The following is a 15147-nucleotide window of genomic DNA, read 5'->3' as shown; positions in this document are numbered from 1 at the left end:
AGCCAGTTCGCCTACCAGGGGGCCTCCTCGGGCGAGCCGTCGCTCTACGTGAGCTTCGTGGAGCCAAGGGAGGACTTCATGGCAAACGCCCTTCAGTTCAACATGGACTTCAGGCCCCTGGAGGCCAGGGGCCTCTTCAGGTACTACGAGGCCCTCAGCGTCAGCGACCCCGACGCCCTGGGGGACGTGGTCGAGGACGTGCTGTCCCAGGCGGACAGCATGAACGCCAGGCGCGTGGTGATTGACAGCGTGACGGCCGTTGAGCAGCTCGCCAGGGACCCTCCCAGGGCGAGGGAGATAATGCACTCGGCCCTCTACCTTGGCCTCAAGAGGAGGGGGGCGACCGCTCTGCTAATTGCTGAGCTGCCCGTGGGCCAGGAGGCCTCCGGCCTTGGGCCGGAGGAGTTCATAGTGGACGGCATAATAGTCATGAAGTACAGGGTGGTCAAGGGCAAGCTGGAGAGGTACGCCGAGGTCAGGAAGATGAGGGGGACGAACATAAAGAGGAGTGAGTTCCCCATAGCGATAACGTCCAGGGGAGTCGAGATAGTCGTGCCGCCAGACCTGTCATCGATGCCCAGCGGCGCGAAGCCCCGCAGAAGCTTCTCCCTGCTAGGGTTAAGGATACCTGAGGGGGCCAACGTCCTAATAGCTGTAGACCCCTCAGTGGACCCGCTTAAGATAACCACGCTGCTTCTGGCCTCCTCAGCCATTTCAGCCGGACTTAAGGTCGTCGTTAAGTCGTTCATACATGGCCCCTCCACTATAAGGGACCAGGTAAGCGAGTGCGTTGGGGAGGACCTTCAGGGAAGGCTAGTAGTGCCGACCTACGAGCCCTCATCTATGGGCGGCGGCGAGCTGCTGGCCAACCTCTTCAGGCTCGTTGAGGATTTAAAGCCAGACGTTGTTATAGATGAAGGTAATAACGTGCTCCTCGAGCTGCTGGACAGGGATGACTACACGAAGGTCATCTATGGGTGTCTGCCCTACTTGGCTACAAACAACGTGGTCACATTCCATATATATCTGCGGCCCCCCGAGAGGGCTTTCGAGATCCCGCTGGCCAAGTTCTATGACTTTGTAATCTCCGTGAAGCCTGTCGGCAACGCGCTCGAGGTCAGGCCCCTCAAGACGTGGGGCGAGGTGTCGCCAGGGGGCGCCACCTACCTTAAGGCCTCGGACCTGACTTCCTGCGACTTCATAAGGGCAAATGGCCTTAAGCCCATATCATAGCCAGGTAAGCTGCCAGCCCTCCAAGCCCCAGTAACATTGTGACCCAGGATATCCTCCCCCTCCACACCTCATAGGCGGCAGCCGCGCACGCAAGCTCCGTGGCGGCCACAGCAGCTATCCCGTGGGTCCCCAGCCGCCAGGGGGCTGTCAGCAGCCCCACTGCAGGGTAAACGGTGGCGTAAAGCACCATCTCACCTATGAGGGCACCCACGGCGAGGCTGTCATGGCCTCTTAGCTCCCAGAGGAAGGCTACACTTGACTCAGGGACTGCGGTGGCCAGCGGCACCAGGAGCACTGAGACCTCGAAGGGGGAGAGCCCTAAATGATATGAGGCGGCAACCACGCCCCTCACCAGGACCTCCGCTCCCACGTAAAGGCCTGCCAGGGAAAGCGAGAGCTGAAGAAAGCCCCAGGCTATTCCAGCCCTCCCAATGAATGACAATTTGAAGGGCTCTGCCAACGGCTCGCCCGCCCTGCCCTGCACCGAAGCGAAAACCACATAAGTGGCCATCAGCAGCGCCGCCGCCAAGTACTTAGCTTTGCTGTCAGCCAGCAGCTCTGGGGCCGCCACGGAGGGAAAGATCGCAACAAAGACCACCAGGGGCATCAGGAGCTCTCCCTCAGCCGACAGCCCCCTGCGACCTCTCAACAATGAGAAGGCCACGAGCAGGGGCAACATCAGCGTGGAGACAAGGAAAGGCTCCCCGATAACAGTGCCCTCCGCCACCTCGCTGCCCCTGCTCCCGTGGTAAGCTATTAGAGCGTACAGGATCACGACAAGCTCCGGGACGGACGTTAAGATAGGCGTCACCACGGAGCCCAGCAGGCCAGACCTAAGGCCAAGCCTAGAGCCTAGAAATTCCATGGAGTCCCCAAAGGCTATCGAAGACGCCAGAGTTAGGGCAAGGCCGGCCGCGACGTCAAGCTGCCAGACCAGCGCTGACACCTTCCACACATCAAAGTCCTCTCCCTCCTTTAAATGTGACGAGGCCTAACCAGAGTGTAGTGTAAAATAAACAATTTTCATATTATTTTTATCTTTAAAAATTGTGGGACACATGCAAATTTAAATCAAGCTCCCTATAGTAACCTGGTTCGAGGCGTATTTTCCTTGTACAAAAGTAGGAGAAGTAGGTGGGATCTATCTTAACTGAAGTGGTGGCAGTCATAATAGTAAATACTGTAATAGTGGCTGTTGTGGTTGGAGTCTTCCTTGCAACGTATCGCCCAAGCAAAGGTGAGCTGAGGTTTGGCAAGGGAGGGCTTGAGTGCCGCGTGGACTTGCTGGAAGTAGTTGGGGAGCTGAGGCACCTCTTCTGCAGCCAGGGCCCGCACTCCCTTACGCTACTGAGCCGTGAGCCCTATAACATCGGCGACAGTGTAAAGTTCGAGGTCACAAGGTACAACATATACAAGGATGGACGGCTGCTCAGGGCCGACGTTCACTGACTCGCCCTGAAGAGCTCGCCTGGCACCTGCTTTGGTATCGCCATTCCAAACCTGGCCTTCTCCCACAGCTCCCTTATGTTTGAGGCCCCTGCGTATCCGAGCCCCGCCCTTATGCCCTCGGCCAGGTCGGCCAGCACGGACATCACTGACCCCCTGTAGGGGGCCACCCCCTCCACGCCCTCGGCGACCCTCTTAGAGGCCCGAGTGTACCTGTCGACTGCGAACCTCCTCTCCATGGCGCCTCTGCTGGCCATACCCCTGTATGGCTTATACGCCGAGTCCCCTATCCTTATCAGCGGCGCTGAGGCCTCATCAGTGCCAGCCAACAGGTAGCCCAGCATCACGCTTGAGGCCCCAGCCGCCAGGGCCTTGACGGCGTCGCCCGACGACCTTATTCCCCCGTCAGCTATTATGGGCACGTCGCCCGCTCCGTGCTGATCAACGGCGTCCCTCACCGCGGCGACTGCCCAGAGGGCCGGCGCGTACGCCCCGCCGACGCTCGACGTAGTGCATATTGAGCCTCCAGCTATGCCGACCCTGAAGCCATCAACCCTCTCAACTACTGTGAGGGCGTCTACCGCGGCCTCATAAGTGCCTATGTTGCCTACCACGAAGTCCGCTGAGACCTCCTTCGCCATGACTTTAGCCGCAGTCATAGCTTCAACGTTGTGGAAGTGCGCCACGTCAGTCACCAGGGCATCGGCGTACCTGTCAAGGAGCCTCGCCCTCTCCAGGTCGAACGGCGATACCGCGGCCGCCACCAGAAGCCTTCCCTCCGAGTCAAGTGAAGGCTTGACCCTGTTCAGTGAGGAGTCGAAGGTCACGGTGCCCACGTAAGCGTTTCCTGGGGCCACTATTGCAACGGTGTCCGACCCTCCGGACTCCAGGAAGTTCAGCGCGTCCTCGACATGCCTCACGTCGAAGGCCTTCGAGGGCTCCGCGAACTCCGCCACAGGCCTGCCGCTGCAGCCTCTCAGCGACCCGGCCCTCACGTGGCCTAGGACCTTGCCGTCGGCCGAGATCAGCGGGGCGTCCCTGAGGCCCAGCGACCTAAGGTCATCATAGGCCCTGCTGCAGTCCTCGTCAGGTGTCACATATATCCTCGAGGTGGGGATCGGAGGAGCGCTCTTCACCCTGCTCGCTATTTCCGCCTGCTGCTCCTTGGGCATGTTCCTGTGGATCACACCTATGCCTCCCATCAATGACATGGTCACAGCCATATCGTACTCTGTCACTGTATCCATGGGGGACGACGATATAGGTATGAGGAGCCTCACCCGCCTGCTGAACCTGGTGCTTACGTCAACTTTACTGGGATCCATTGGCGCCCTGCCCGGGACTATGTAAACGTCGTCAAACGTGTACAGCTTCTCTGCGCTGCCGAGCTTTTCTAGGAACCCCATGCTCTCCACCACGTGGGACCTTGAACTTGCTGCTTTTATAACTTTAAACGGGCTCTATGGTTGACGGCGGCTTGGTGGTCACGGCGTACGTTACCATCACTACCTCGGGCACCTCGGACGTTATCCTTGAGGCTATGCGCTGCAGCAGGTCATATGGGAGCCTCGCCCAGTCGGCAGTCATGCCGTCCTCGCTTTCAACAACCCTCACTGTGACTATGTAGCCGAAGGCCCTCCTGTCGCCCTTAACTCCCACCCACCTGTCGTCGCCAACGACGGCGAAGGCCTGCCAGGCTGAGTTGTAAAGGCCCGCCCTCCTCAGCTCCTCCTCCACTATCATTGAAGCTCTCCTGGCTATCCTGAGCTTCTCCTCCGTGACCTCACCTATGACCCTGACCGCGAGGCCAGGCCCTGGGAATGGGTGCCTCATAGCAATGCTCTCGGGAATGCCGAGGGAGAGGGCGAGCCTCCTGACCTCGTCCTTGTAGAGGTACCTGAGGGGCTCTATCACCCTGAGGCCCAGGTCCCTGGGAAGGCCCCCCACGTTGTGGTGGCTCTTAATCCTGTCAGCCCCCGCCTCAGCGCCGCTCTCGATGACGTCAGGGTAGGTCGTGCCCTGAACAAGCCACCTTATCGAGCTGTCCGAGGTGGCCACCTCCTTGAAGACCTCAGCAAACACCTTCCCTACTATGAGCCTCTTCTGCTCGGGGTCAGTCACCCCCCTCAGGGCCTCTAGGAACCTGGCGGAGGCATCTATGTAAATGGGGCTCAGCCCCAGGGACCTCAGCGCGCTCAGCACCTCCTCCGCCTCGCCCTCCCTCAGCAGGCCATGATTTATGAAGACCACGACGGCCCTGCCGCCCAGGGCCCTCTTGGCTATTACTGCAGCAGTAGTAGAGTCGACGCCGCCGCTGACCGCAACTATAGCCTTATCTCCAGGGGGAACCTGGGACCTCACCTGATCTACAAGCTTCTCGGCGAGGCCCTCGACGCTCCAGGTGGGCCTTACCTTAGCCACCTTGAAGAGGAAGTTGGCGATCAGCCTCACCCCTTTCTCCGTGTGCCTGACCTCGGGGTGGAACTGAACCCCATAGATCTTGTCCCCGACCTTCATGGCTGCTATATAGCCCGTGTCCTTTGACGTGGCCAGAACCTTGACGTCAGGGCCCACTGAGGCCACGTAATCCGAGTGGCTCATCCAGACGTCCTCTTCCCTGTCCCAGCCATCAAAGAGCGGGTCAGGCCCGTCAACCGTGACCCTGGTCCTCCCGTACTCCCCCTGCCCCCTCTCCACCCTCCCCCCGGTCATCCTGGCCAGGAGCTGGTGCCCATAGCATATGCCCAGCACTGGAAGGCCAAGCTTCAGGACCCAGTCCCCTATGGCAGGTGCCCCTGGCTCGTAGACGCTGCTCGGGCCCCCGGACAGTATTATTGCCTTGGGCCTCAGCCCCTCAACGGTGCTCTGGCTGACCGCAGAGTAGGGCACCACCTCGCTGTAGACCCCGAGGTCCCTGACCCTCCTTGATATCATGTGGGCGTACTGGCCTCCAAAGCTAATGACCAGCACTGTGTCGTGCTCCGCGCTGGGGCTCCAAGACACCTCAGGACACCTCAAAGAGGGGCACGTATGACCTTCTGCTCACGCTGTAAAGGCCCTTGTCTGTGACCCTGAGCTCGGGTATCACTGGCAGCGTGAGGAGCTGTACCTGGTTGAGTACCAGGTCTCCGTCACAGTTGCAGGCCCTGCTGAGCCCGTTGGTGACATCCTCAAGCCTTGAGGCCACCTCCTCAGAGCTCAGGTCGCTCATGAGCCCGGCTATCGGCAGCGGCAGGAATGCCTTCACAGAGCCTCCCTGCGCAAATGCTATGCCTCCCCCCTTCGTCCTTATGGCTTCCAGGGCGGCCTCCATGGAGTCCCTCTCGCTGCCAACAATGATAATATTATGCGTGTCATGGGCCACTGAGGACGCCAGGGCGCCGCTCACGCTTAGCCCCAGCAGGCCGGAGCCCTGAAGCTCCCTACCGTACCTGTTTATTACGTGCACCTCGGACAGGTCACCTTTGATTATGGGACGCCCGTCCTCCACCCTTAGCACCTCTAAGGACTCTGAGGTTATAGTTGAGCCGTTCACAAGCTCTATCACCCTCGCCTGCACCTGGCCTCTGGCCACAGGCGCCCTGAGCTCAAACGACGGCCTGAAGCTCACCGTTACTGTGTTGCCGTCGAGCTGCGGCGACACTTTCCTTGGCGAGCAAACGGCCTCAGAGCCGTTTATGAATGTCTGAATGACGCGAAGCCTATCGTCCAGGGAATCCAGCAGTACCAGGTCGGCAAACCTTCCGGGGGCCACCGAGCCGAGCCAGCGCTCAAGGCCGTAGGACAGGGCCGGGGCCAGCGTGACCGCCCTCACGGCGTCCACGGGGTCCACGCCGAGCTCTATGGCCCTCCTCACGGCCCTGTCCAGGTGCCCCTCGCGGACCAGGTGAAGGGCGTGGATGTCGTCAACTACTATTGGCACCAGCGGCGAGTACCTCGAGACCAGGTCGCTGAGCCTGTCCAGGTCCCTCCAGCTGGAGCCGAACCTCACGAAGGGGAACACGCCCCTCGAAAGCCTCTCCATGAGCTCCTCACGCGTGGTGACCTCGTGGTCGTTCCTCACCCCTAGGCTTACGTAGGCGTCGAGCTCTGGGCCTGAGAGGCCTGCCATGTGGCCCTGAACAACAGTCTCCGAGACCGAGGCCTCGGCCACGAAGTTCATCAGGTCCTCGTCGCCATCGACGACTGACTGGAGGTCCATGACCTCGCCCAGGCCCGAGAGGGCCCTGGCGGCCTCAAGGGCCTCAGGGTAACTTATTGAGGCCCCTCCCGCGTCGTCCACCCGCCTTGAGGGCGGCACGTTAGGGGGCGCCAGCAGGAACACCTTAAGCAGCGCGTGCCTGAACTCCTCGGCCACGGCGTAGACCCCCTTAATGCCGAGCACGTTGCCGACCTCATGTATGTCAACGAAGGCGGCCGTGGTGCCGTGCTTGACCAGCTCCTTGGAGAACTCGCTGGGGCTGAGGAATGTGCTCTCCAGGTGCATGTGGGCATCTATGAAGCCGGGTGCCAGGTAGGCCCCCTTGGCGTTAACAACGCGCCTCGCTCGCGACCTGCAGCTGCCGACGCAGGCCACAACCCTTCCCTTAACGCCCACGTCCCAGCTTCCTGTCCTCCTGCCCCAGACGTCGACTACCTCTGCATCCTTTATTAGTAGGTCCAGGGGCTCTAGCCCAAGCGCGGCCCTGGACGCTGAGACGAGCTCCTGAGGGGACGGACCTGCGGGCCTCTCCAGCGTCAACAATCAACACCTTACTACGCTTTATTTTTGTCTCAGTGTGTTGGAAATGAGGTTAATAGCTTTGCTGTTTACCCATAAGGTCAGCGTAGTATTTAACCTTTGGCATACACACTAAACTTTTGGCCTTCTACAGGTGGCGACGGCAAGTCATAGGTAATGCCCCATGTCGTAAGGGTTGGTCTTCGCATCAAATGTAGGGTGACGCTCGAAGCGCGCATTGCTCGGCAAGACTGATTAGAATACTCAAAAGTCGCTCTTAAGTAATACTCTTTTACTCGGGGTCGCAGCGACTATATGCTAAATGTCTGCGTACATCAAGGGCAAGCTGATTACCTTCTCCTTATTAGCACCACCGCTGACGCAGCTGCTATTACAGCTATTACAGCTCCGACCGCCACATAGATGGCCGTAGGGCTGGAGCGAGCCCTTGGGGGCATCGTATTAGTAGGCAGCGTACTTGTAGAGGTGGATGATGTTGAGGTCTCTGTTAAAGTTTGTGACTATGCCTGCGGCGTCGTAGTTGTTACTGTTGTTGAAGTCGTCTTGCTAACAGTTGTAGTGCTAGATGTGGTGGTTGTAGCAGAGTACGTTGTAGTCTGAGTGGCCGTGGATGCGTTGCTGGGCTGCGGGTATTTGAGCGGATACATGTCGTACTGACCTGGGGCCACCTCGTACGGCTCATCGCATATGTATGGGTCTGAGGGTGACGAGGGCGTCACCTGCGAGAAGCCGCTGCCGTTGGGCAACAGCCACGCGTTTCCAGCTATCACTTTACCTCCAAGCACGTTAGTGCCAGGCCTTGGCGTGACGTACCAGGTGGCCGTCGAGTTGACAACTTTTACAGGACCGTCAAAGACGTTGTTATATATTAGGTCGTTGTGGGAGTCGTAGAGGTAGAGCGTGTAGCTAGCGGCCTGTATGTTTGAGCCGTACACGGTGACGTTGGGCCCTTTGACGTACACTCCACAGGTGAAAGAGCTTACGTTCACATACACTACTGAGACGTCGCTTCCCGTGACGTTGATTCCCAGGCCGCTGCGCCCGGTGACCGGGAGCTCAGAGTCCGATATAGTTATGTTAGTGCCCGTCGCGTTTATGTTGTACGTGTAGCCGGCCTCCCTGACTTCTGATATGTTGATGCTATCGCCCTTAACAACCAGCCCCGTGGCCCCTATTCCCTTATATACTACATTATATGATCAGGTTAAGCTCGGACAGCCTTAGGTGGCTGCCGAAGGCCTCAACCCCTACTCTGGCGGTATATATTGTGACGCCGTCCACTCCCATGTGGCTGCCGTTGATTAGGACGCCTATGTTGTCACCGTTGACCTCTATATCTGAGGTTAACGTACGAGCCGTTAACCTCTACGCCCACCTGGCCTAAGCCCGCGCTGACGTTGAGCAGGGTAACATAGCTGCCGCGCACGCTCACGCCATAGCTCTCGCCGTATAAACCGCTCTCTACGTTGAACGTAGAGTTGACCACACTTATGTAGCTGCCGTTAAGAGTTAGCCCAAACCTGCTCGAGGAGTCGCCGCCTATCACGGTTACGTAGTTTCCGTTAACTACGATGCCGTAGCTGTTATCCGGGGTTAGCCACCCCCTCTAACTTAACTTGGCTGCCATTAACTGCAATACCTATGTAGTCACCAAAGGTGTTAACTTTATAAATAGTTATGTTATCGCCAATTATGATAATGCCACGGCCGCTGCTCGGCACAAAGGCGTTATATACACTTATGTTATTGCCCCACAGCTGAAGGTCTGCCGTAAGCCCCTTTTCCAGAGAAGCGTTAATGATGCGTATGTTGTCACCGCTGCCATTTACGACATAGTAATACTTCCTGGCAACGAGGTCCTCTATGGTTACGTTACTAGCATTACTTATAAGTATTCCAACGCTTTTGACCACACCAATTACCACTAACTACCCTGCATCCCGTGATTACATGGCCTTCTCCATTTATTACTACGTTGCTAGCGAACACGCCTATTGTATAGTTATCACTGCACACGCTGATGTTGCTCGCTATAACATAGTACCCCGGCTTTGTTATGTTGGTAGGCCCCGTTATCTCCGCAGGGTCCTTCGAAGCGCTGTAAAAACCGTTAACGTTCTCGTCCGCACTAAATAGCGAAGCCGGCCTCCCGCGGGCAGCTAGGGCCCCCCAGGGGTTCGCCCACCGAGGCTGTTATAGCCACTAGCGCCGTGAACACTATCAAAACAAGAGCTAGACACTTTTCCTTACTCATTTTAGGTCTATAAGCGGGAAAGCGGTACCATTTAAATGTACCAGTACGTATAATTAAATTAAATGTACCGCAATAACATCAAAGTACGGGCACCCAGCAGGTCCTCGTGATACACTAAGTTTTCAAAGCCGATTACATAAAATGAACTATAATCCTCAGCTCCCAGCGCGCGTTGCGCCTCTTATGCTGCTCAGGTCCCTGTAAGCCTTTATCATGCTTCCTATTCCTATGCCTCCCACCACCGTAAGCACGAGGACTAGCCCTACGTTTACAGCGTCTAGGTTGGGTATTGGTACCCCAGTGCTCAGGGCCAGGTAGTCTATGGTTGGGAACAACGCTATGAGAAGGCCTATCACCACGAAGGCTATGCCTCCGTAGTACAGGGTCCTCCCGGCGGTGACGGCGCCCAGCCTCTTCACGCCCTCCTCGCCCAGGCCCTTAAGCCTTGCCAGGCTAGCAAACGCCGCCCCAAATATTATCTGCATCGTCATCGTTCCAAGCCCAAACATCACCCCAGGCAGCGGGGCGTAGAGCAGGGAGCCGACCCTCGGCGCGAGTATGAAGGTTATTACGCTGGCGTAGGCACCAAAGCCGAAGCCAGCTATGAGGCCGTGGACTATGGTCATCTTAAGCGGCACGTCCCTCAGCTGCTCGTATATGTTCTTCCTCTCAGCCGCCCTCCCGTGCGTTCTGCTGCCCAGCAGCCTGTCAAGCTCAAGGTGCAGGTACTTGCCCTTCAGTATGTAGGACCCGGCTATAGCCATAACTATTCCAACAACCACGTAGATCGGGCCGTCGAGGTTATACTTTTGGTAGAAGTACGCCAGCCCGAGGAACCCGAGAGTCGTCAGGAGCGCCCTCTGCAGCGTGAACCCGAGCGAGAAGAGGAAGCCTGCCTTCATGCCCCCCTTGATGCTGTACTTGCCGACGGCGTAGCTGAAGGTTATGGGCCACGTGTGCTCGTCCGGCGTCGCACCGTGCAGGAGGCCCAGCACATACGAAATCAGCAGTATCATGCCCAGCGACAGGCCCTGCGGCGGGTTCAGCAGCCACTCGATCCAGCCCCAGGCGTTCATTGTGCACACTCACCAAAGGAACTGATGCTTACTGTGCACATATAAACCTTACTTTAGACTCGCTATACTGCTGTGCCGTTACCTAAAGTCGTTGTATAGGCCTATAATGCGTTTACCCGTGGCGCGGCCCTGCCATGCGTGGAGCTCAGAGGCTGCCGAGAGTTCATTACAGTAAGGGCGACGCAAAGGCCACAAAAGTTATAACTAGCTAGGAGGAGAGGGAGCTAGGGGCCTAAAAGCCCCCAGCGCCGCCGTAGCTCAGCCGGTAGAGCGCTGCCCTGGTAAGGCAGAGGTCCCGGGTTCAAGTCCCGGCGGCGGCTCTGCCGCGCTTCAGCTTATGGACTCCAGGGCCTTGCCAAAGTCCTCCACAAGGTCGCCCTCGTCTTCCAGGCCCACGGAGACCCTTACCAGGGACTCCTCTATGCCCAGGGCCCTCCTCTCCTCCGGGCTTATGTGACTTGAGGCGGTGAACGCCGGCAAGGTCACTAAGGTCTCGGTGCCTCCAAGGCTTGGGGCCACCCTGGCCACTCTGAGGGCCTTCACGAACCTGAGGGCGGCCTCTGGGCCTCCCCTGAGCGTGAAGGAGAGGACGCCGCCGTACAGGGGCCTCTCGAAGAGCCTTGAGGCCACTTCATGGTATGGGCTGTCGGGGAGTCCCGGATAGTAAACAGTTGCCACCTTGCTGCAGTCATGGAGGAACTCGGCCAGCGCCATAGCCGTCCTGCTCTGCCTCTCGAACCTCAGGGACAGCGTCTTCAGGCCCCTGTAGGTAAGGTATGCCTCAAACGGCGGCTGCACAGTTCCGAGCTTCCCCCTCCACTCATAGAGGTCCTTTACCTCTGAGGCGCTTGCAGCAGCGATCCCGCCTACCACGTCGTTGTGACCGGCTAAGTACTTGGTGCTGCTGTGCACCACCACCGACGCCCCCAGCCTGAGGGGCCTGACCAGCAGGGGGGTCGTGAACGTGTTATCAACTATAAGCCTGGTACCGGCCTCCTTGGCCGCCCTGCCTATCTCCCTTAAGTCCACCACCTTGAGCGTTGGGTTTGTCATTACCTCAAGTACGGCCACATCATACTTCCCTCCCGTAAGTTCATTAATTACCTCTTCCGTTGAAGGGTAAACTTTAACCAAGGAGCCTCCGACGAGGTTCACCAAGTCCTGAAGCAACTGGATTGTAACGCCGTACATCTCCTTCAACGTCAGGACTCTCGCGCCCCTTTTCAACAGGGCCAGGAGGGACACAGCTATGGCGCCCATGCCCGAGCTGAAGGCCAGAGCGTCGTCGGCGCCCTCCAGCGCGGCTACGGCCTTTTCGAGGGGCCTTAGGCTTGGATTTGTCTCCCTTGAATACCTGACTACCCTGCCCTTGTCATCTCTAACTGCATTATCATCAGTTATGTAATCATAGGCAACGCTAAGATAGATAGGAGGTACTACAGACCTGTAGGGGTCATTACCGTACTGCGACCCTAGGATCTCCGTGTCCTCGTGCAAGCCGAGCACCGGGCCTTAGATATAGTCATAGCTTATATATGCTGCTAAGTAAGGCCCAGTTAGAACACAGTAATGTGGCTAAGATTTCCAGTCAAAACTATAAGAAGTGTGATAATTTTAATGCCTGGCGGCGCGGACCCTCGAATACCTAGTAGTTACCAGCAGATACCTTAGATGCTCGTAGGCGTCCTTGGTGTTGGGGGACGCGTACACCACTAAGCTCTCAACGCTGCTGCTCTCAACCATTTCATAGGCCTTCTCAACGTCGCCCTTGGCCAGGTACATGGCTATCTCCCTAGCGCTCTCCCCGAGCGACTTAAGGGCTTCAGCTACGTCCCTGAGGCCCTCCCGGTAGGCTAGGTTGGCCTCCCTTATGGCCTGCCTCGCCAGCTCTATGGAGGCGCTGACGGCCTCATCTGGGAGAGCGCTGGGCATTGCTCTCACTAGATTTCTGGTGTCCACCGAAATTAAAAAAGGTTTATTGTAAAGCTTATGACCAATACATTATACCTAGGCCAACCATTATATGCCCTTTCCTTTGGGGACGGTGTAAGGCCTGCCGCCCTGGGCGAGCGGGTAGAAGTACCTGAACTTAAGGCCGCACCTGGGGCACTGGAGGCTCCTGCCCAGGTACTTGCCGAAATACCATGGAGGGCGGAGGAGCTTGAAGTCCCTGACCCTGCCCTTGAAGCCGCAGCCCGGGCACGTGAGCTCCGAGTCCCAGCCCAGCATGGCGTCGCTGAGCAGCTTAACCGCGTCAGCGAGAGACTTAACGTCGCCGAGCAGGCTCGCCAGGTCGCCCCTGCCTATGTAGTCAAGCCATGCCCTTATGTGGCCCTGGGCCAGGTGATACTCCACGGCCTTGGGGTCGACCTCCGAGAGCCTCCTCATCTCAGCCAGGAGCTCCTCCTCGTCCTTAGCGACCCCTATCACCCTGCCAAAGCTCCTGAAGTAAAACGGCTCCTTAGACGTGGCAGCTCCCAGTTATTTAGTACAGCAGCTTCTACTTATCCTTACCTGCTGCTAGCTTTTCCCTCGCCTAACAAAGCTCCTGAGAAGCCCGCGGCCCAGAGCAGGTTGGGGTACACTATGAGCCTCTCCATCCCGCCCCACCCAAGGCCTAGGTATATCCCCTTCACGTAAAGCGCTAAGGCCACAAGGCCTACGGTGCCCAGGGCTCCCCACAGGGGGGTCCTAAGCCCCCTGTAGAATGACGCTGGGTATGAGGCCAGGGAGGAGGCCAGGAAGGTCACTAGGGAGAAGACTATGTGAAGCCCGTGCGGGGACCCCTCCGGGAAGAGGCCGACGCCCGCAGCTCCAACGCCTGAGGCCATCACCAGGGCTCCAAGCGCCCTGCCATTCGCGTCCCTCCCTGAGCGATATAGCAGCGCGCCGCCTGCTATTAACAGAAGGCCCAACAGCACTATTGAGGCGTTGAAAACAGCTGCGTGAGGCGTAGAGGGCTCCAGCCTCGGGTTCCCCAGGTCGCTTATGTAGTTCCTCGAAACGCTGTACCCTGGGTATATGGCCTCGGCTATTAACATGAAGAGCACGAACTGCGCGACTCCAATAAAGACCAGGTACCCGGCCAAGCGGTTCCCACTCAAGCGGGATCCCAGATAGCTCGCCAGTGGAAGACAATAAGCATGGTTGTCGCCGCCGTAACTTTCCACGTAAAGGCCCTAAGCTTATAAACCCATCAAAGTTGACGTTAGCCGAAAGGGCGCAAGGGCACGAACAAGCTGAGGCAGGAGGTTACCCTGCTGCTGACGAGGCTAGTTTACTCCATGCAGTGGTACGTCCTAGCGCCGGCCATGCTCCAGATACTGTCAGAGTACGGCGCCCCCAGCTGGCTCTCGGGCGTGTTGCCGCTGGTCTTCATAGCGGGGGCCGCGTCCACGCAGCTGGTCAGCGTGGCCCTCTCCGCCAGGATAGGGGCGAGGAACACGTTTGTCATCGGCCTTGCCATACTCTCGCTCTCTGACATCATGATATACTTTGCCAGCAGCGCCTGGGAGGCGGTGGCGCTCAGGTTCATAGCGGGGCTCGGCACGGGCCTCTTCTTCGCCCCGGCCGGCTTCGTGCTCGTGAACATAAGCGACTCCTCGTCAGCGAGCCTAATGGGGCTTTACAACGCCACCTTCAATCTGGGGGGCCTTGCAGCCCTTGCCTGGGGCGTTGTGGACGGCCTCCTGGGGTGGAGGCTCGGAACCCTCGTGGCGGGGCTCCTTGGCATAGCTATGGACGCCGCCAGCGCCGCAGTGATAAAGTTCAACGGAAGGCCTGCAGGTGCGGGCCCCAGGGCGAGGAGCTCGTGGACAGACCTCCTGATAGTCGGCGCGGCTGGGGCCGGCTCCTTCGGAACATCTTACGCCTTCGGCTTCCTCCTGCCCTCCATGGCTCAGCTCTCGTTCGGCGCCTCCCCCTTCGGCTCCGGCTCCCTGACGCTGCTCATGTTCGCCGGGGCCGCCCTTGGGGGCTTCCTGGCCGTGTGGGTGCCCGTGGGCTGGGCCAGGAGCAGGCGGCGGGTGTCCGCCCTCCTGGCGGTGTCGTCCATAAGCTACCTTATGATCTACAGCAGGTCATTTGCGTTCTTCCTGGCGGCATCCTTTATTAACGGCTTCCTGGTGGACCTGGCCTTCAGCGTCTACTACGCGTACGCCGTAGAGAGGTACGGCAGGGACCAGAGCGCCCTGTCCCTGGCTTTCATCAACATGGCTAACATGGCCGTCAGCCTCTGGATATTCCCCCTGGCTGGGTACGCGCTGCCCAGGGGGCTCCTGGCGGAGGCCCTTGTCCTGGCAGTCACTAATGTAATGACCGTGCCTTTGCTTTACGCCACCAGGGAGCGGCCAGACAAATAAGGCAATTTACATGGAATTATAGAAAATAGAAGGCAG

The 15147-nt window shown here is 58.3% G+C and carries 15 protein-coding genes and 1 tRNA gene; 4 read left to right on the top strand and 12 right to left on the bottom strand.

Annotated elements, in window-relative coordinates; translation table 11 throughout:
- Nucleotides 1–1233 (top strand): ATPase domain-containing protein (locus ACP5H1_RS05400; protein WP_427972652.1); only part of this gene is annotated, 1233 nt, incomplete at its 5' end.
- Here the strand turns inward: ACP5H1_RS05400 and ACP5H1_RS05395 are convergent.
- On the bottom strand, nt 1217–2188 hold the full coding sequence (locus tag ACP5H1_RS05395) for a sodium:calcium antiporter (protein ID WP_427972649.1): 972 nt from the start codon (nt 2186–2188) through the stop codon (nt 1217–1219). The genes ACP5H1_RS05400 and ACP5H1_RS05395 overlap by 17 nt on opposite strands.
- 179 nt (nt 2189–2367) lie before the next feature.
- Between ACP5H1_RS05395 and ACP5H1_RS05390 the strand changes: the two genes are divergently transcribed.
- Nucleotides 2368–2682, top strand: coding sequence for a hypothetical protein (locus tag ACP5H1_RS05390; protein WP_427972647.1), 315 nt, complete (start codon nt 2368–2370; stop codon nt 2680–2682).
- Here the strand turns inward: ACP5H1_RS05390 and ACP5H1_RS05385 are convergent.
- The 7 genes from ACP5H1_RS05385 to ACP5H1_RS05355 all read right to left on the bottom strand — a co-directional run bounded on the left by ACP5H1_RS05385 (nt 2676) and on the right by ACP5H1_RS05355 (nt 10750).
- Entirely contained in the window at nt 2676–4097 is a 1422-nt protein-coding gene (locus ACP5H1_RS05385) for an IMP dehydrogenase (protein ID WP_427972644.1), read from the bottom strand. The genes ACP5H1_RS05390 and ACP5H1_RS05385 overlap by 7 nt on opposite strands.
- 31 nt (nt 4098–4128) lie before the next feature.
- Nucleotides 4129–5697: a glutamine-hydrolyzing GMP synthase gene (gene guaA / locus ACP5H1_RS05380; RefSeq protein ID WP_427972642.1), complete on the bottom strand. Its 1569-nt coding sequence runs from the start codon at nt 5695–5697 to the stop codon at nt 4129–4131.
- On the bottom strand, nt 5684–7420 hold the full coding sequence (locus ACP5H1_RS05375; protein ID WP_427972639.1) for an adenine deaminase C-terminal domain-containing protein: 1737 nt from the start codon (nt 7418–7420) through the stop codon (nt 5684–5686). The genes guaA and ACP5H1_RS05375 overlap by 14 nt, the downstream gene beginning before the upstream one ends.
- A 500-nt stretch (nt 7421–7920) precedes the next feature.
- Complete coding sequence (locus ACP5H1_RS05370) at nt 7921–8553, bottom strand: NosD domain-containing protein (protein ID WP_427972659.1); 633 nt, start codon at nt 8551–8553, stop codon at nt 7921–7923.
- 185 nt (nt 8554–8738) lie between these two features.
- Nucleotides 8739–8966 carry a hypothetical protein gene (locus tag ACP5H1_RS05365; protein ID WP_427972636.1) on the bottom strand — a complete coding sequence of 76 codons (228 nt, stop codon included), beginning with the start codon at nt 8964–8966 and terminating at the stop codon, nt 8739–8741.
- Nucleotides 8967–9003: 37 nt separating this feature from the next.
- Nucleotides 9004–9345 carry a hypothetical protein gene (locus tag ACP5H1_RS05360; protein ID WP_427972634.1) on the bottom strand — a complete coding sequence of 114 codons (342 nt, stop codon included), beginning with the start codon at nt 9343–9345 and terminating at the stop codon, nt 9004–9006.
- 484 nt (nt 9346–9829) lie between these two features.
- The gene (locus ACP5H1_RS05355) at nt 9830–10750 is read right to left on the bottom strand and encodes a hypothetical protein (protein ID WP_427972632.1); all 921 of its coding nucleotides are present in this window, start codon (nt 10748–10750) and stop codon (nt 9830–9832) included.
- A gap of 247 nt (nt 10751–10997) precedes the next feature.
- Here ACP5H1_RS05355 and ACP5H1_RS05350 point away from each other — a divergent pair.
- Nucleotides 10998–11070 (top strand) — tRNA-Thr (locus tag ACP5H1_RS05350).
- A 10-nt stretch (nt 11071–11080) separates the two neighbouring features.
- Here the strand turns inward: ACP5H1_RS05350 and ACP5H1_RS05345 are convergent.
- The 4 genes from ACP5H1_RS05345 to ACP5H1_RS05330 form a co-directional block, all read right to left on the bottom strand.
- On the bottom strand, nt 11081–12256 hold the full coding sequence (locus ACP5H1_RS05345; RefSeq protein WP_427972629.1) for a cystathionine gamma-synthase family protein: 1176 nt from the start codon (nt 12254–12256) through the stop codon (nt 11081–11083).
- Between the two features lie 108 nt (nt 12257–12364).
- Nucleotides 12365–12691, bottom strand: a complete 327-nt coding sequence (locus tag ACP5H1_RS05340) for a hypothetical protein (RefSeq protein WP_427972626.1) — start codon at nt 12689–12691, stop codon at nt 12365–12367.
- A 78-nt stretch (nt 12692–12769) separates the two neighbouring features.
- Entirely contained in the window at nt 12770–13180 is a 411-nt protein-coding gene (locus ACP5H1_RS05335) for a hypothetical protein (protein WP_427972624.1), read from the bottom strand.
- 80 nt (nt 13181–13260) lie between these two features.
- Nucleotides 13261–13854, bottom strand: coding sequence for a DUF998 domain-containing protein (locus ACP5H1_RS05330; protein WP_427972621.1), 594 nt, complete (start codon nt 13852–13854; stop codon nt 13261–13263).
- A gap of 135 nt (nt 13855–13989) precedes the next feature.
- Here ACP5H1_RS05330 and ACP5H1_RS05325 point away from each other — a divergent pair, with 135 nt between their 5' ends.
- Complete coding sequence (locus tag ACP5H1_RS05325) at nt 13990–15111, top strand: MFS transporter (protein ID WP_427972657.1); 1122 nt, start codon at nt 13990–13992, stop codon at nt 15109–15111.
- Nucleotides 15112–15147: the final 36 nt, after the last annotated feature.

This window comes from Acidilobus sp. (assembly GCF_049973875.1).
Lineage (GTDB): Archaea > Thermoproteota > Thermoprotei_A > Sulfolobales > Acidilobaceae > Acidilobus.
This window is presented reverse-complemented; position numbering and strand designations above follow the sequence as displayed.

Excerpts from the sequence above, each read along its gene's own strand:
- ACP5H1_RS05355 (WP_427972632.1), bottom strand. The coding sequence starts at position 10,750 with ATGAACGCCTGGGGCTGGATCGAGTGGCTGCTGAACCCGCCGCAGGGC.